The organism is Acidaminococcus massiliensis, from assembly GCF_900095825.1.
GTDB classification, from domain to species: domain Bacteria; phylum Bacillota; class Negativicutes; order Acidaminococcales; family Acidaminococcaceae; genus Acidaminococcus; species Acidaminococcus massiliensis.
The window spans coordinates 675,518-691,371 of the sequence record NZ_LT608315.1 but is presented as its reverse complement, the minus strand read 5'-3'; the positions used below and the strand labels follow the sequence as shown (position 1 = coordinate 691,371).

The 15,854-nt window shown below is 56.0% G+C and carries 15 protein-coding genes and 2 other annotated features; of the genes, 6 read left to right on the top strand and 9 right to left on the bottom strand.

From position 1 onward, the window contains the following. The coding region (locus BQ2657_RS03340; RefSeq protein WP_315968730.1) for a thiamine pyrophosphate-binding protein at positions 1-378 on the bottom strand (378 nt) is incomplete at its 3' end. Positions 379-524: 146 nt separating this feature from the next. After that, positions 525-765, bottom strand: a binding site (T-box leader). 246 nt (positions 766-1,011) lie between these two features. On the opposite strand from BQ2657_RS03340, the gene BQ2657_RS03335 reads away from it, so the two are divergent. From BQ2657_RS03335 to ilvN, 5 genes are all read left to right on the top strand, one after another. Beyond that, positions 1,012-2,511: a sensor histidine kinase gene (locus BQ2657_RS03335; protein WP_187119167.1), complete on the top strand. Its 1,500-nt coding sequence runs from the start codon at positions 1,012-1,014 to the stop codon at positions 2,509-2,511. Beyond that, positions 2,496-3,182, top strand: a complete 687-nt coding sequence (locus tag BQ2657_RS03330) for a response regulator transcription factor (protein ID WP_075579364.1) — start codon at positions 2,496-2,498, stop codon at positions 3,180-3,182. Before BQ2657_RS03335 ends, BQ2657_RS03330 begins: the two co-directional genes overlap by 16 nt. 135 nt (positions 3,183-3,317) lie before the next feature. Then, positions 3,318-3,558: a binding site (T-box leader), on the top strand. A gap of 90 nt (positions 3,559-3,648) precedes the next feature. Further along, the gene (gene ilvC / locus BQ2657_RS03325) at positions 3,649-4,659 is read left to right on the top strand and encodes a ketol-acid reductoisomerase (protein WP_075579363.1); all 1,011 of its coding nucleotides are present in this window, start codon (positions 3,649-3,651) and stop codon (positions 4,657-4,659) included. A gap of 37 nt (positions 4,660-4,696) precedes the next feature. Continuing rightward, complete coding sequence (ilvB, locus tag BQ2657_RS03320) at positions 4,697-6,397, top strand: biosynthetic-type acetolactate synthase large subunit (protein WP_075579362.1); 1,701 nt, start codon at positions 4,697-4,699, stop codon at positions 6,395-6,397. Beyond that, positions 6,394-6,897, top strand: a complete 504-nt coding sequence (ilvN, locus tag BQ2657_RS03315) for an acetolactate synthase small subunit (RefSeq protein WP_075579361.1) — start codon at positions 6,394-6,396, stop codon at positions 6,895-6,897. The genes ilvB and ilvN overlap by 4 nt, the downstream gene beginning before the upstream one ends. Positions 6,898-6,981: 84 nt before the next feature. Here ilvN and BQ2657_RS03310 read toward each other — a convergent pair whose 3' ends face one another. The 6 genes from BQ2657_RS03310 to BQ2657_RS03285 all read right to left on the bottom strand — a co-directional run bounded on the left by BQ2657_RS03310 (position 6,982) and on the right by BQ2657_RS03285 (position 13,185). Beyond that, positions 6,982-7,551 (bottom strand): DNA-3-methyladenine glycosylase I, encoded by a 570-nt coding sequence (locus BQ2657_RS03310; RefSeq protein WP_075579360.1) that lies wholly within the window; start codon positions 7,549-7,551, stop codon positions 6,982-6,984. Between the two features lie 112 nt (positions 7,552-7,663). Continuing rightward, a complete protein-coding gene (gene leuB / locus BQ2657_RS03305) occupies positions 7,664-8,737 on the bottom strand; it encodes a 3-isopropylmalate dehydrogenase (RefSeq protein WP_075579359.1) in 1,074 nt (357 codons plus the stop codon). Continuing rightward, positions 8,737-9,219, bottom strand: coding sequence for a 3-isopropylmalate dehydratase small subunit (locus tag BQ2657_RS03300; RefSeq protein ID WP_075579358.1), 483 nt, complete (start codon positions 9,217-9,219; stop codon positions 8,737-8,739). The genes leuB and BQ2657_RS03300 overlap by 1 nt, the downstream gene beginning before the upstream one ends. Beyond that, positions 9,216-10,481 (bottom strand): 3-isopropylmalate dehydratase large subunit, encoded by a 1,266-nt coding sequence (leuC, locus tag BQ2657_RS03295; RefSeq protein WP_075579357.1) that lies wholly within the window; start codon positions 10,479-10,481, stop codon positions 9,216-9,218. Before leuC ends, BQ2657_RS03300 begins: the two co-directional genes overlap by 4 nt. A gap of 324 nt (positions 10,482-10,805) precedes the next feature. Then, complete coding sequence (locus tag BQ2657_RS03290; protein WP_143224827.1) at positions 10,806-12,212, bottom strand: WG repeat-containing protein; 1,407 nt, start codon at positions 12,210-12,212, stop codon at positions 10,806-10,808. Positions 12,213-12,261: 49 nt separating this feature from the next. After that, positions 12,262-13,185 carry a LysR family transcriptional regulator gene (locus BQ2657_RS03285; RefSeq protein WP_075579355.1) on the bottom strand — a complete coding sequence of 308 codons (924 nt, stop codon included), beginning with the start codon at positions 13,183-13,185 and terminating at the stop codon, positions 12,262-12,264. 141 nt (positions 13,186-13,326) lie between these two features. On the opposite strand from BQ2657_RS03285, the gene BQ2657_RS03280 reads away from it, so the two are divergent. Continuing rightward, positions 13,327-14,406, top strand: coding sequence for an AbrB family transcriptional regulator (locus tag BQ2657_RS03280; protein WP_232708996.1), 1,080 nt, complete (start codon positions 13,327-13,329; stop codon positions 14,404-14,406). A 157-nt stretch (positions 14,407-14,563) separates the two neighbouring features. Here BQ2657_RS03280 and BQ2657_RS13050 read toward each other — a convergent pair whose 3' ends face one another. After that, positions 14,564-15,229 carry a transposase gene (locus BQ2657_RS13050; RefSeq protein WP_232709090.1) on the bottom strand — a complete coding sequence of 222 codons (666 nt, stop codon included), beginning with the start codon at positions 15,227-15,229 and terminating at the stop codon, positions 14,564-14,566. A gap of 4 nt (positions 15,230-15,233) precedes the next feature. Next, on the bottom strand, positions 15,234-15,767 hold the full coding sequence (locus tag BQ2657_RS13045; RefSeq protein WP_198524510.1) for a transposase: 534 nt from the start codon (positions 15,765-15,767) through the stop codon (positions 15,234-15,236). Positions 15,768-15,854 lie beyond the last annotated feature (87 nt).

Sequence of the window (15,854 nt, the reverse complement as noted above, 5' to 3'; positions counted from 1 at the left end):
GTTTTGGGTGGTGGGGGTGGTGACCCCCGCCGTGTCCGCTTCCTGGAAGGCATCCTGGCCGATCAGGGAAGTAGCCACCTGGCCGCTGATGATCACCAGAGGGATGGAATCCATATTGGCGGTGGCGATCCCGGTGACCATATTGCAGACTCCGGGACCGCTGGTAGCGATGCAGACCCCCACTTTTCCCGTAGCCCGGGCATACCCATCCGCTGCATGGACCGCCCCTTGTTCATGGCCAGTGAGGATATGGGGGAACCCTGTGCGGTAAATGGCATCATACAGGCCCAGGACAGCGCCTCCGGGATACCCGAAGACCACCGGGACCTGTTCTTCTTTCAAACTTGCAAGGATGGCTTCTGCGCCGGTCATTTCCATAAGGTTCCTCCTTTTAGCACTCTGTCCTTTTCAAATGGGCTCTGGTATCGAAGCCCGTATCCTTTTCAAATGGGTCCTGGTATCGTGACCCTAGTCTGTGGAAAGTCGATTTGACAGTGCCGCAGAAATAAAAAATCCGTCCCTGGAAAAGGGACGGAAAGCTCCGCGGTACCACCCTGATTCCCCGGGCATTGCTGCTCCGGGACACTTTGCCACGTACAATCATACGCGCTTCCTGTAACGGGGAATGCCGTCCAGGCCTACTGCCAGTGGGTTCAGCCTGTCTCCTCCGGGACCAGTTTCCTCCTGCCCGGCCTGACAGCTCTCACCATCCGCTGCCTCTCTGCAAAGCCCTTCAGAAGTACTTTTTCCCATCCTGGGATTGGGATTTGAAATTGTGAATTGGGTATATTCTAGCCTTTGCCTGGACGAATGTCAATAAAAGAAAGTATAAAAGTTGCAAAATCAGGAATCTGTTTTTCATAATGTAAAGGAATATACACTGTATGGATTTAAAATCTTTTGAAACAATGGAACCATACTGGGGCCAGGCAAAAGAAAATGGTATAATACAAAGCAGAAAGACTTTGCAAAGAAAGGAGTGCCTCCGCCCTGGGACCGGAGGCTGGAACCATGATGCGCTGGAAAGACCTTCCCATCCGAAAACGGCTGCTGGCAGCCAACTACCTGATGATCCTGACCCCCGTCCTCTGCTTCATGCTGCTCAGTGTGGGGATTTTCTGGATCTTCGGGATGGAGAACCTGAACCGCAGCAGCGTCTTATCCTTTATCTGGCCGGAAAGCGGCCCCACCCTGTCCATCCAGTTCGAACTGACCCGGCTCCGGGTCCGGTCGGACCATTATGATCCGGACAAACCCCGTCCCCTCCTGCTGGTAAGCGATCACCTGGAGGACCAGGGACTGCGGGTGCTGCTGGAACAGAATGGGCAGCCCTTCTACGTGACAGAAGGACAGCAGCCCGACGAAATCCGCACTTCCACCCTCCAGCAGGTTCCGGAAGGCCGAGGCGGCATCAGCTGGGGGAAAAAGGGCGTTGCCTTCTACTACCATTCCCTCCAGACCGGGGTAGAATGTTATGTGATAGGGGCGGATCCCCTGGTGGAAAGCGATGACCGGTTCTCCATGTATTCCAAGGAACTGTTCAAGGGCAGCTTCATCGGTGCCTTCCTCCTGGTCATGCTGGCAGCGGCCCTGGTGGGACTGGCCCTCAGCCGGCTCATGGCCGTCCAGCTGCTGAAGCCTCTGGGCAAGCTGCGTCAGGTGGCCTCCCAAGTAAGCCGAGGGGACTTAGATACCCCGGTGAAGGCTGACAGCCGGGATGAAATCGGGGACACCCTCCGTGCCTTCGAACTGACCCGTCAAGAGCTGCGCCACGCCCGGGAGAGACGGGAACAGTATGACCGGAGCCGGAAAGAAATGCTGGCGGGAATCGCCCATGACCTGGCTACGCCCCTCACCAAGATCCAGGGCTATGCCTCAGGACTCCAGGACGGGATTGCCGATACGCCGGAAAAACAGCAGCGCTATCTCCAGAAAATCCTGGAAACCACAGAAAGCATGGCCAAACTGAACCAGACCCTTTTCCTCTTTTCCAAGCTGGACCTGGATCAAGTCCCTTTCCAATGGGAAACGGTGGATCTGTGCCGGTATCTGGCAGATTATGTAGAAGAGCAGCGGGACCACTGGGCGCAGAATGGTCTCCAGATTGTTTTGGAAAGTACGCTGGACCGTGCCCCGGTCCGTATGGATCGAGATCAGTTCGCCCGGGTATTGGACAATCTCCTGAGCAACAGCTGGAAATATAAAACAGAAAAAACCGGCAAGGCCTGCTTCCGGATCACATCATCCGGCCTTGGCCGGGTACGGCTGGAACTGGCGGACAACGGGTCCGGCGTAGCTCCCGACCAGTTGGACCGGATCTTTGAAAGCTTTTACCGGACGGACCGGGCCCGGAGCCATGTGGCAGCCGGCAGCGGACTGGGACTGGCCGTAGTCCGGAAGATCGTAGAAACCATGAAAGGTAAGATTTGGGCCGAGGCCAACGAGCCCCAGGGCCTGAAAATCTGCATGGAATTTTCTTTGGAGGAATCGAACCAATGCAAAAGATCTTGATAGTGGAAGATGACCAGGATATCGCGGAATTGGAACGAGATTACCTGGAAGCCAACGGCTATGGGGTGGAGATTGCCAGTGATGGAAAAGAGGGGATCCGTAAGGCTTTGGAAGCCGATGTGGATCTGGTCCTGCTGGATATCATGCTGCCGGGCCTGGACGGATTCCAGGTCTGCCGGCAGATCCGGGAAAAAAGGAACATCCCCATCCTATTGGTCTCCGCCCGGCAGGAAGATGTGGACAAGATCCGGGGGCTGGGCCTGGGCGCCGATGACTACATCGTGAAGCCTTTCAGCCCAGGAGAATTGGTGGCCCGGGTCAAGGCCCATCTCCACCGGTACCAGCAGCTGACCGGGCAGCATACCGGGAACCAGCTGCTCCAACGGGGAGACCTGTCCATCGATCGGGAGGGCCATCGGGTCTATCTCAAGGGAAAAGAAGTCCCCATGCCCAACAAGGAATTTTCCCTGCTGCTGTTCCTGGCAGAAAATCCCGGGGTGGTTTTCAGCAAGGAAACCCTGTTCGAACGGATCTGGGGAGAAGATTCCCTGGGAGACACCGCCACGGTCTCCGTCCACGTGAACCGGATCCGGGAAAAGATCGAATCCTCCACCACCAAGCCGGAATATATCGAAACGGTGTGGGGTGTGGGCTACCGGTTCCGGAAATAGGAAGCAGCGGTTATTACAATCTTTACATTTTTCGTTATTTACTTTTCGTTTTGGAACTTTTTTTCAAAAATCCTGTTGACATCTGTTCACGCGCCATGTATACTGAGCACATCCTTTTCAAACCAAGTGAACAAGGCAAATCCCATGAAGGGAACGAGTACTTTGCCTCCCGTTTCTCCCAGAGAGCTGACAAGTGGTGGGAGTCAGCAGAAACCGGCAAACGAAAATCCTCCCCCAGGAGCCTGCTGAAAGCCAGTAAGCATGGACGGTATTCCCCCGTTAGACGGAACGCGTATGTTAGTACGTTGCAGAGTGCTTCGCGCCAGCAATGGCCGGAGAACCAGGGTGGTATCGCGGAAATGTTTCCGTCCCTATTTCTATAGGGACGGATTTTTTTATACGAGAAACCCGACTCTGCTGCGTATCCCCCCCCATTTTATTTCTATTTTCAAAGGAGATGTTTCCCATGGCAAAAGTATTTTATGACAAGGACGTTAACTGGAGCGTACTGAAAGACAAGACGGTGGCCATCATCGGTTACGGCAGCCAGGGCCATGCCCATGCCCTGAACCTGAAAGAAAGCGGCGTCAATGTGGTGGTCGGCCTGTACAAAGGCAGCAAATCGGCCGCTGTGGCCCGTGCCGCCGGCCTGGAAGTCAAGACCGTTCCGGAAGCCGTTGCAGCCGCCGATGTGACCATGATCCTGATTCCGGATGAAAAACAAGCCGATGTATACAAAGCCGAAATCGCTCCCAACCTGAAGAGCGGCAGCGCCCTGGCTTTTGCCCATGGCTTCAACATCCATTTCAAACAGATCGTCCCTCCCGCTGATGTGGACGTATTCATGGTCGCCCCCAAAGGCCCGGGCCATCTGGTCCGCCGGACTTTCGTGGAAGGCGGCGGCGTGCCTGACGTATTCGCCGTGGAACAGGATGCCACGGGCAAATGCTTCGATCTGGCCCTGGCCTATGCCAGAGGCATCGGCGGCACCCGTGCCGGGGTCATCCAGACCACTTTCCAGGAAGAAACGGAAACCGACCTGTTCGGGGAACAAGCTGTCCTGTGCGGCGGGGTCTGCCAATTGATCACCAACGGGTTCGAAACCCTGTGCGAAGCCGGCTATCAGCCTGAAATCGCTTATTTTGAAACCTTCCATGAAATGAAATTGATCGTGGACCTGATGTACGAAGGCGGCATGGCCAAGATGCGCAAATCCATCTCTGACACCGCTGAATACGGGGACTACACCGCCGGCCCGAAAGTGGTCAGCCAGGATTCCAAGGCTGCTATGAAACAGGTCCTGAAAGACATCCAAGACGGCACTTTCGCCAAAGACTGGCTGCTGGAAAACCGTGCAGGAGGCCGGGCTCACTTCCTGGTCATGCGCCGCCAGCATGCCGAACATCCTATCGAAAAAGTCGGGGAAAAACTGCGCAGCATGATGCCCTGGCTCCATGAAAACGACAAGAACGAGTAATCCAAAAATCCAATTTTAAAGGAGGCAGGGGGAAGCCATGAAAATCACCGGCGCAGAAGCGGTCATAGAAAGTTTACGGAAAGAACAGGTCCAGGTCGTCTTCGGATATCCTGGAGGTGCGGTGCTGAGCCTGTATGATGCCCTGTACCGGATGAAATTCCCCCATATCCTCACCGGCCATGAACAGGGAGCCGTCCATGCAGCGGACGGGTATGCCCGGGCTACGGGAAAAGTAGGCGTCTGTTTCGCCACCAGCGGTCCCGGGGTCTGCAATATGGTCACCGGCATCGCCACCGCCAATATGGATTCCATCCCTTTGGTGGTGATCAGCGGTCAGGTAGCCACCCACCTCATTGGCCGGGATTCTTTCCAAGAAGCGGATATTTCCGGCATCACCACTCCCATCACCAAGCACAATTACCTGGTGAAAAAGGTCCAGGATCTGCCCCGGGTACTGAAAGAAGCTTTCTACATCGCCCGGAGCGGCCGGCCGGGGCCGGTACTGGTGGACGTAGCAAAAGATGTGTTCGACACCTCTTTTGACTATGAATATCCGGAAACGGTTTCCCTCCGGGGCTACCAGCCTCTCCAGGAAGGCCGGGAGGAAGAAGTGGAAGCAGCCCTGGCAGCCCTGCGGCAGGCCCACCGCCCTCTTTTGATGGTGGGAGGCGGAGTGGTCCTGTCCAATACGGCGGCCCCCCTGCGGAAGATCGTCCAGGCAGCCAGCCTGCCGGTGGTCTATACCCTCATGGGCAAAGGTGCCATTCCCGATGCCTGGGAAGAAAACCTGGGCATGGCAGGGATGCACGGCACCTGGACGGCCAACATGGGCATCACCCAGTGTGATCTGCTGCTGACAGTGGGTGCCCGGTTCGACGACCGGGTCACCGGCTCCGTAGCCAATTTCGCTCCCAAAGCCCGGATTGTCCATTTCGACATCGACCAGGTGGAGATCAACAAGATTGTCCATGCAGATCTCAGTGTGAACGGGGATCTGCGCTGGTCCCTGCCGGCTTTCTGGAAGAAGCTGGAAGCCCATCCCATCCCGGCAGTCCAGACCGTCACCTGGCGCCAGGATCTCCAGGAAATGAAAGCCGGCCATCCCTCTGGGACCCGGCCCTCTTCTGCCAAAGGCCTCTCCCCCCAGGTGGTGCTGGAGCAGCTGGCCCGGAAAGCCGGTCCGGAAGCCATCGTGGCCACCGATGTGGGCCAGCACCAGATGTGGGCGGCCCAGTTCTATCCAGTGTCCCAGCCCCATCATTTCATCACTTCCGGCGGGCTTGGCACCATGGGCTATGGCCTGCCTGCCGCCCTGGGAGCCCAGCTGGGAGAACCGGACAAACCGGTGGTCCTTGTAACCGGGGATGGCAGCATCCTGATGAACTGTCAGGAATTTGCCACCCTCCACAAATACGGCATCGCCGTCAAGACCGTGGTCCTGCGGAACAACACCCTGGGCATGGTCCATCAGTGGCAGGGGATGTTCTACAAAGGACACTTTGCGGAATCCGATCTGACAGCCAATCCTTCCATCGCAGGGATTGCCCGGTCCATGGGCGTCCCAGCCTGGACGGTGGAAAAGGAGAACCAGCTGCCAGAAGCCCTGGGCCAGCTCTTTGCCCAGGAAGGTCCGGCTCTCCTGGAAGTCACCATTCCCCCGGACGAAAATGTCTATCCCATGGTCCCTGGCGGGAAGAAACTGGATGAAATGGTAGTAACAGGAGGCGACCAACCATGATCCGACAGCATCTGGCCATCCTGGCCGACAACAAGCCCGGGGTCCTAACCCATGTAGCCGGACTCATCAGCCGCCGGGCCATCAATATCGAGTTCATCAATGCCGGCTATACGGAAGAACGGGACGTGACCCGGATCAACATCGTGGTGTCCGTGGAGGACCGGTACGAGCTGGACCAAGCCATCAAGCAGCTGGCCAAGCTCATCGACGTGATCAAGGTAGTGAACCTGGACGACGCGCCTTTTGTCAGCTACGAACTGGCCATGATCAAGGTCAGCGCCCCCACTCCTCAAGTGCGGGAAGAACTGACCAACCTGGCAGAGCTGTTCCATGCCAAAGTGGTGGACGTGCAGAAAAAATCCCTGGTGCTCCGGCTCACCGGCCGGGAGGACCACATCGACGCCCTGCTGGAAGTCCTGGAGGACTACGAAATCATAGAAATCGCCCGGACCGGACAGATTTCCTTGGGACGGGGACTGGTGCCGGTGAAGAAGATGTAAATGAAAAAAAGCTGTTGCATGTGTGAAAATCTCACACATGCAACAGCTTTTTTTGTCGCGGGTCGCGACCGGGGGGGGGATTCTTCACACCCCCTTTTGCCGCTCCAGCCAGCACCCCTTCTCATGGCTCCAGATGACTCCTACAGCCTGGAGGAGGGAATAGATCACCGTGGTTCCCACGAACTTCATACCCCGTCTCTTCAAGTCCTTAGACAGGGCATCGGACAGAGGGGAATGGGTGAGGCCGGTTTCCCGGAAGGTCTTCCCTTCGGTCCAGTGCCACAGGTACCGGTCAAAGCTTCCCCATTCCTGCCGGATGGCCAGGAACACCCGGGCGTTGGCCACCGCCGCCCGGATCTTCAGCCGGTTCCGGATAATGGCAGGATCCTGCCGGAGTGCTTCTATTTTTTCTTCTGTATAACGGGCAATGATTTCCGGATCGAAGCCGTCAAAGGCCTGCCGGAACCCGTCCCGTTTGTTAAGCACACATTCCCAGGAAAGACCGGCCTGGAAGGTTTCCAAAAGCAGCATTTCGAACAGCTTCCGGTCCTCATGGACCGGCCGGCCCCATTCCTCATCATGGTACCGGATGTACCGGGGATTGTTGGGGTTGGCCCAGAAGCACCGCTGTTTTCCGTCCGCCCATTGGGTCATAATTTTCATCTCCTTCATCAAAAAAGCTGCCTTTCCAGGCAGCTTTTTCTCCTTCGGCCGCTGACCATTGACAGCTGACCGCTGACGGTCTGTTGCCCACGCAACAGACCCCTTATTTTCTCACCGCTTCCGCCACCAATCGGCCCATCTCCTTCGTGCCCACGGTAGTCAGGCCTTCTCCGGCCAGATCCGGAGTCCGATAACCAGCTTTCATTACGTCGTCCACGGCCTTTTCGATGGCCCGGGCTGCTTCTTCCTGATGGAGGGAATAACGCAGCAGCATGGCGGCGGACAGGATGGTCCCCAGAGGGTTGGCGATGTCCTTCCCGGCAATATCCGGCGCACTGCCGTGGATGGGCTCATAGAGCCCGGTGCCGTCTCCCAGGCTGGCAGAAGGCAGGAGCCCGATACTGCCGGCAATGGTAGAAGCTTCATCAGACAAGATGTCCCCGAAGATGTTGTTGGTGAGGATCACGTCGAACTGTTTCGGGTTCAGCACCAGCTGCATGGCGCAGTTGTCCACGTAAAAATGGTTCAGTTCCACATCGGGATACTTGGCATCATGGAGTTCCTCCACGATTTTCCGCCACATCCGGGAAGACCCCAGCACATTGGCCTTATCCACGCTGGTGACTTTTCCCCGGCGCAGCCGGGCAGCCTCAAACGCCTTTACAGCGATCCGCTCCACTTCCGGACGGGTATATTTCTCCACGTCGGAAGCGGTCTCCACCCCGTCCACCAGGGCAGCTTCCTTGTGTTCCCCGAAATAGATGCCCCCGGTCAGTTCCCGGACGATGACCAGATCGGCCCCTTCTGCCCGATCCGTCTTCAGCGGAGAGAGATGGGCCATATAAGGCCGTACCTGGACCGGCCGCAGATTGCAGTAGAGTCCCAGAGCCTTCCGGATGCCCAACAGGCCCTTTTCCGGCCGTTTGGTCACATCTTCGATATGGTCCCACTTGGGGCCGCCCACAGCACCCAGCAGCACTCCATCAGCCGCTTTGGCGCTGGCAACCGTTTCTTCCGGCAGAGGGGTGCCGAATCGGTCATAGGCACAGCCCCCCATGAGTTTATGATCATAGGAAATATCCAGTCCGAATACTTCCGCGGTTTTCTCCATGACAGCCAGAGCCGCATCGGTGATCTCGGGACCGATGCCGTCTCCCGCCAGTACTGTAATCTTCATCAGTCCTGCGCTCCTTTCACATAATTGACCAGACCGCCGGCTTCCGCGATTTTCCGGACAAAAGCCGGCAGCGGATGGGTCTTGATGGTCAGTCCCTTATTGACCACATGGATCTCCCCTTTGTCGAAATCCACTTCCACCTGGTCGCCAGCCTGGATCTTTTTGGCTTCTTCCCCGATTTCCAGCACCGGCAGGCCGATGTTAATGGCATTCCGATAAAAGATCCGGGCAAAGCTTTCTGCAATGATGCAGGCCACGCCTTTCTGCTGGATCACAATGGGAGCATGTTCCCGGGAAGACCCGCAGCCGAAGTTCCGGCCGGCCACGATGATGTCTCCGGGCTGCACATGGGGGGCAAAGGTGGTGTCGATGTCTTCCATGGCATGTTCACTCAGTTCTTTGAAATCGGAGATGTTCAGGTAGCGGGCAGGAATGATCACATCCGTATCCACATGGTCTCCGTAACGCCATACTTTACTCATTTCAATACCTCCCTGGGATCAGTGATGTGGCCGGTTACCGCACTGGCTGCTGCCGTCAGCGGGCTGGCCAGATAGACTTCGCTGTCCACATGGCCCATACGGCCCCGGAAATTCCGGTTGGTGGTGGAAACGCACCGTTCCCCAGCAGCCAGGATCCCCATGTAGCCGCCCAGGCAGGGGCCGCAGGTGGGGGTGGAAACCGCCGCGCCGGCATCGATGAAGATATCCAGCAGCCCATTGTCCATAGCCCGTTTGTAGATTTCCTGGGTAGCAGGGATGATGATGCAGCGCACCCGGGGATCCACTTTCCGTCCTTTCAGGATCCGGGCGGCAGAAACCAGATCTTCATACCGTCCGTTGGTGCAGGATCCGATCACCACCTGATCAATGGCGATGTCTTTGCCTTCTGCCGCCGGATGGGTGTTTTCCGGCAGATGGGGATAGGCCACCACCGGCACCAGTTCATCCAGTGCAATGGTCACGGTCCGGTCATAGACCGCATCTTCATCAGCTTCTACGGCTTCCCAAGGACGGGTGACCCCCCGTTCCTTCAAGTAAGCCCGGGTCTTGTCATCCACCGGGAAGATCCCGTTCTTGCCCCCCGCCTCGATGGCCATGTTGCAGATGGTGAACCGGTCCGCCATGGACAGTTCTCCTACCCCTTCCCCGAAGAATTCCAGGGACTGGTACAGGGCCCCATCCACACCGATCATCCCGATCAGGGTCAGGATCACATCCTTGCCGGAGATATAGTCCGGTTTCTTCCCGGTGAGCACCACTTTGATGGCCTTGGGGACCTTGAACCAGGTCTGGCCGCTGGCCATGGCAGCCCCCAGGTCCGTCTGGCCCACCCCAGTGGAAAAAGCATTGACGGCTCCGTAGGTACAGGTGTGGGAATCGGCCCCGATCACCAGTTCCCCGGGCGCCACCAGGCCGCTGTCCGGAACCAAAGCATGTTCGATGCCCATCCGGCCCACTTCAAAGTAGTTGGTGATGTTGTGTTTCCGGGCGAAGTCCCGCATATGCTTGCACAGAGTAGCGGATTTGATGTCTTTGGGGGGAGAAAAGTGATCCGGCACCAAAGCAATCTTGTCCTTGTTGAATACAGGACGGCCGATCTTATCGAATTCATCAATGGCCGGAGGCCCGGTAATATCATTGGCCAGGGTCAGATCGACCTGGGAAACCAGCAGTTCCCCTTCTTCCACCTCCGGACGGCCGGCATGGCGGGCCAGGATTTTTTGTGTTCTTGTCATTCCCATAATGTTTGACTCCCCTCTCTTCTTGCACCAAAAAGCCCCTACCTGCTGCAAAGCAGATAGGGGCGAAGGATCGCGGTACCACCCTATGTTGGTTCTCATTCAGTTTAACGCACTGCCGACGGCAGGAACTACTCACGTTCATCCCTGCGGTTCCCGGGTGAGAAGGCTCCCTGGAATTTACTGGCTCGCACCGGCCGCCAGCTCTCTGGAAATCCCTGAGGATCCGCTCCCGTTCATTACCTGTTTTCGTTTGAAATGGTATGGTTTACATTATGCCATTGACGATTCTTTCTGTCAATAGTTTTTTGTAGCGATTTTTTGAATTCAGTCAAATATTCCAGCCTTGTCATATTGCGGAGAAATAACGATCTTGGCATTCTCGTCCACATAACCCCATTTCTTCTCTTTGGGATCCCGGTAGGCTGCCCGGTCCGCCGTAAGGGGCCCCAGTTCCCGCAGTTCGCTCCGGAAGGGAGCCACCGGATTGCCAGCCTTGTCGATGATGCCTCCCTTTTCCTTCTCCACAGCCGTGGTCCGGTCTTGGAAGAAGCTCTGGGCACTGTCGAACCGGTTGGGGATCACCACTTTGTTGGTTTCATCGATGAAGCCCCATTTTTTATCCGACTGGAAGGCTGCCAATCCTTCACTGAAAGGCAGCAGTCCATCGTAAGCAGCAGGGATCACCACCTGGCCTTTGGCATCCACCATGCCCCAGTGGCCATCATCCCGGATCAGAGCCAGTTTCCCATAGAAAGGAGACACATAGCTGTAAGTAGGAGAGATCACTTCCTGGGCCTGTTTGTTCACATAGCCCCGGTACAGGCTGGAAGGCATCACCGCTCCCGGAGAGATGCCGATACTGCCGCCCCAACCGTGATGGTGGTGGTAATGGTAATAGCCGTAGTCTCCCCAATAGGGACCCCAGCCCGGGCCCACGCCCCAGTAGGGGCCGCCCCAGCCCCAGCCGTCTCCCCAGCCCCAGCCGATGGAGATGTAATCCAGGAAGCTGTGGCTGGCCCGGCGGACCCCCACTTCCGCCAGTCCGTTTTCCTGGAAGTCCCCTACGAAGGCGTAGGATTTCAGCTTGGCGTACTTTTTGCCCTGGGTATCCATGAGCCAGCCTCCGTCCACCACAGCCACCCCCTGGTGGAAGTCCCCGGCCTTTTTCACGCTCATACTGGGCAGCAGACTGCCGTCTTTATGGATATAGAACCACTGGCTGTCCTTTTTCACAGCAGCCAGCCCTTCACTGAAACTGCGCACTTCTTTGTATTGGGGCTGGATCACCAGTTTCCCCGTCTTGTCTGCAAAGCCCCATTTGCCCTGGACCTTTACAGGAGCCAGCCCCTCCTGGAAGGCTCTTGCTTCATCATACTCCCCAGGCAGCTTTTCCCCCTGGAGAGTATAGAAATTCCATTTCTTTTCTGCCACTCCCCCGATGATCCCTTCATTGATATCGGTGATCTTCTTCAGAGTGGGTGCCAGCAGCTGTTTTCCGTCCCGGTCATAGAGGCCGTATTTGCCCTTCAGCTGGACCAGGATCACCGGATCTTCCTTGGGATCCCCTACCACGATTTTTTTATAGGCCAGGGGCAGGATTTCCTTGCCCGCCTGGTCGATCACGCCCTGTTTCCCGTCTTTCTCCACCACGGCCACATGATCGGCCGCAAAAGCCGTCTGTCCCAGGGCCAGAGAAAGTCCGAGCAGCAGAGTCATCTGTTTTCTGTCCATGGAAAACACCTCCGTTTCCTGGCCCTATTGTACCATAGAAATCCCTTCGTCAGCAGGGAGGTTTTTCGGCTACGCTGCTCCGGATCAGTCCGCAGAGGGCCACCATAGCCCGGGTCAGATAGGCCCCCTTGCGGCTGGCCAGATACAGGGTCCTTTTCAAAGGCTGCTGGGGGACCTGGTAAAAGACCGACTGGTCCACTTTCTGCAGGGTGTGGAAGGCCAGCCCAGGGATCAGGGTGAACCCATGGTTTTCCAGGACCAGCCGGTGGGCCAATTCCACACTGTCCGTTTCCAAGATGATCCGGGGCTGGAGGTCTTCCTGCCGGAAGAAGTTTTCCGCCATATACCGCAGTCCCCGCCCTGGTTTCAGCAGGATGAAGGGTTGCTGCTGGAGACAGGCCGTTCCTTCCAGCACATTGCCAGTGCCGTACCTCCAGCCAGGCCGCTGCCGGTAGAAAAAAGGAGGGGCCTCCAGATATACCGTATCCGTCAGCAGCTCTGTATAGGCCAGTTCCGGGTCATCAGGGAAATAGGTCAGGGCCAGGTCCAGCCGTCCCTGGTGGAGCAGAGGATTCAAGTTCCTGATCAAGGTCTCCGTCAGCAGCAGTTCCACCCGAGGGTACAGGGCACGGAACTGCTCCAAGATCACCGGCAGCAGGGTTTCACTGGAGATCCGGGAAAGCCCCAGCCGGATCTGTCCGCTCCGGGAATCCCGGATATCATGGATTTCCTGGAGGGCTTCCCGGTATTCCTCCAACAGTTTCCGGGCCATCCGGGCATAGATCTCCCCGGCTTGGGTCAGATAGACTCCGTTGGGATCCCGTACCAAAAGGGGCATCCCGGCTTCTTTTTCTACTGTTTTGACGATCCGGCTCAGAGAAGGCTGGGAAAGGCCCAGCTGCCTAGCCGCCCCCGTGATATTCCCCTTCTCACAGACCAGCAGGAAGTCCCGCAGGTATTTCTCATGGAACATAAAGTTCCCTCCTTTCTTTACCATATCATTTTTGCTATAGTCCTATTATACTATTAAGATTTTACACTATGGAACAGATTGTCTATAATAAAAGTATCTTACCGTACAAACAGCCATTTTGTACCGCCGGAAGGAGCCTTTATGATGAAAAGATTCACTGCATTCCTGGCTGCAGCCCTGATCGGATTCCTGCTGCGGCAGCTGGGTATCCCCATTCCCTATATGCTGGGCGGCATCGTCACCGGGTTTGCGGTCCGTTCCTTCCTGGACAATGCCTTCCAATGGCCCCGTTCCTGGAGGGGCCTGATGCTGGGGGTAGCCGGCTACGGCATCGGCAGCAACTGCACTCCTGACACATTTTTCAAGCTGAGCCAGGAAACCCTGGGGATTTTCGGAGCCTGTCTGTTCACCCTTGCCGTATCTGTAGGGGTTGCTGTCCATATGCACCGGCACACTTTTGCCAACCTGCTCAGCTCCATCATGGGCTGCCTGCCCGGGGGCCTGACAGCCATGACCGTGCTGATGGACGACTATGAGGAAGCGGATGAAAATGTGGTGGTAGTCTCCCAATGCCTGCGCCTGTTCGTAGTAGAAGTCAGCGTGCCCTTCCTGGCCATCAACTTATTCGGCGGAGAAGTCACCCGCTCGGCAGGAGCCAGCCTATGGTCCACCTCCATGGCCGATTTCCTGAGCCTCTTCCATCCTGGCTGGCTGCTGGTAGTCCCCCTGGTCCTGATCGGCCGGTCCATCGCGAAAGCCATCCATATGCCTACCGGGCAGCTGCTGGGCCCCATCATCGTCACTTCTCTGTTCGCTCTCTGGCAGGGCAGTGTGCCCCGAGTCCCGGCGCCCGCGATGGCCTTTGCCCAGCTCCACATCGGACTGTACATCGGCACCATGCTGGACCGGGAGAAGCTGCTGAAGACCCGGGAACTGATTCCCAATGTGCTCTTGGGTTCCCTGCTCATGGTAGCTTCCAGTGCCGCCCTGTCCGTCTTTATGTCCCGTCTGTACGGTTTTTCCACCCTCACGGGCTTCCTGGCCCTGGCTCCCGGGGGCATTGCAGAAATGTGCCTCACCGGCATGGAAATGCACCAGGATGTGGCCGTAATCCTCACCTATCAGCTGGTCCGGGTACTGATGCTGGCCATGGGGGTGCCCTTTGTGATCCGGAGGTTCTTCAAGCCGGACAGCGGAAAAAAGGGGATGTTGCATGTGTGAGATTTTCACACATGCAACAGCTTTCTTTTTTCTTCAGTTTTAAAGTCTTCAATGGAAAATCAAAAAAATATCTCAAGTTCCCTAAAATTGAGTACAATAATGTAAGCCGTCCATTTTGGCGGCTTTTTTCTTGCCACTTTTTAGTTCTTCAAGTAAGTTAGGCCAGCTTTTTCAAGGGAAACAGATATCGGCCCTGGGTCCCGTTCTGGATCTTGTGGTGCAATTTGTTGAAGTTGTGCGCCAGGACACAGATCACGGTCTCTGTAAGCGCGTTCAGATGCCCGGTCCCCAGGAAGCGGCGGAACAGCTGGGTTTCCTTCACATCCGCAAAGGCTCCTTCCGACTGGATCGACCGGTTCATCCTCAGCATTTTTCCCTCTTCCGACGTTATCCGTTCCTTGTCTTCTGCCCGCAGTTCCAGGAAACGTTTTGAAACTTCAAAATGTTTCTCTCTCTGTTCCAGTGGCAGCTTGGAGTTGTTGCCCCGGATGCAGTCCTTCTTGTACGGACATCCTGCACAGTCATGGCACGCATATACCGTTTTTTCAGTTACGTACCCGTTCCGGCTCTTTCCTTTTTTGGTCCCTTGGCATTCCACCCGTTTCCCGTTGGCACAGATATAGCTGTCCGTAACCCTATCATAGGTCATGTTTTCCCGGTTGCCGATGGCATTCTTGAAAGACCGCTTTTTCTCACATTCGTAGGTCTTTGGCTTAATGTAGGAAGTCATGTCGTTTTTCTTGAGATATTCGTAATTTTCTTCGCTTTCGTATCCCGCATCGGCCACTATCTTTCGGTAGTTGGTTCCCAAATGGCTCCGCATATCTTCAAGGAAAGGAAGCAGCGTCTTCACAGCAGATTCCGAAAGACGTCTCCGTTTCCAGGAAGAATGCCGGAATCTCCTCCATCATTTTGCCCAGACGCTTGGTGACGCCTTTTTTCCACACAAACTTGTACTTGTTGGCAAAGGACTCAATCTTGGTCCCGTCGATGAACAGCGTATCAGCGGAGAGTTCACCGTGGTACCCCAGATAGCGGTCCATCTCTACCAGGACGTCTTTGGCACAGGCTGCCAGATGGAGGGAACGGAACCGGGCAATGGTGGAGTAGTCCGGGGCTTTCTTCTCATCCAGCAGGAGCCGGCAGTCGATCCGGTTCTGGCAGAAATCCTCGATGGCACGGGAACTGCGTACTCCGTGCATTGCAGCAAAGACAACGAGTTTCAGCATCTGACGAGGGGTCACTTCATTGCTTTCCAAATGAGCGTAGGTGCCATACAGCTTGCTTAAATCCATCCTTTCTACACCATCGTGGACCAGCCAGACCGGATTGTCTTTGGGGATCGAAAATTCAATATCCATGGGCAAATGAAGTTGCAAAACCATGCCCAATTTTGTATAATCTTTTTGTAAAATTTTTTTCTCTCATACTAAAATTTTACACCACTT

Coding starts and splice junctions, on each gene's coding strand:
- BQ2657_RS03330 (WP_075579364.1), top strand. CDS start 2,496: ATGCAAAAGATCTTGATAGTGGAAGATGACCAGGATATCGCGGAATTG.
- ilvC (WP_075579363.1), top strand. CDS start 3,649: ATGGCAAAAGTATTTTATGACAAGGACGTTAACTGGAGCGTACTGAAA.
- BQ2657_RS13045 (WP_198524510.1), bottom strand. CDS start 15,767: ATGGATATTGAATTTTCGATCCCCAAAGACAATCCGGTCTGGCTGGTC.
- BQ2657_RS03290 (WP_143224827.1), bottom strand. CDS start 12,212: ATGGACAGAAAACAGATGACTCTGCTGCTCGGACTTTCTCTGGCCCTG.
- BQ2657_RS03280 (WP_232708996.1), top strand. CDS start 13,327: ATGATGAAAAGATTCACTGCATTCCTGGCTGCAGCCCTGATCGGATTC.
- leuC (WP_075579357.1), bottom strand. CDS start 10,481: ATGGGAATGACAAGAACACAAAAAATCCTGGCCCGCCATGCCGGCCGT.
- BQ2657_RS03285 (WP_075579355.1), bottom strand. CDS start 13,185: ATGTTCCATGAGAAATACCTGCGGGACTTCCTGCTGGTCTGTGAGAAG.
- leuB (WP_075579359.1), bottom strand. CDS start 8,737: ATGAAGATTACAGTACTGGCGGGAGACGGCATCGGTCCCGAGATCACC.
- BQ2657_RS13050 (WP_232709090.1), bottom strand. CDS start 15,229: ATGCGGAGCCATTTGGGAACCAACTACCGAAAGATAGTGGCCGATGCG.
- BQ2657_RS03300 (WP_075579358.1), bottom strand. CDS start 9,219: ATGAGTAAAGTATGGCGTTACGGAGACCATGTGGATACGGATGTGATC.
- ilvB (WP_075579362.1), top strand. CDS start 4,697: ATGAAAATCACCGGCGCAGAAGCGGTCATAGAAAGTTTACGGAAAGAA.
- ilvN (WP_075579361.1), top strand. CDS start 6,394: ATGATCCGACAGCATCTGGCCATCCTGGCCGACAACAAGCCCGGGGTC.
- BQ2657_RS03310 (WP_075579360.1), bottom strand. CDS start 7,551: ATGACCCAATGGGCGGACGGAAAACAGCGGTGCTTCTGGGCCAACCCC.
- BQ2657_RS03335 (WP_187119167.1), top strand. CDS start 1,012: ATGATGCGCTGGAAAGACCTTCCCATCCGAAAACGGCTGCTGGCAGCC.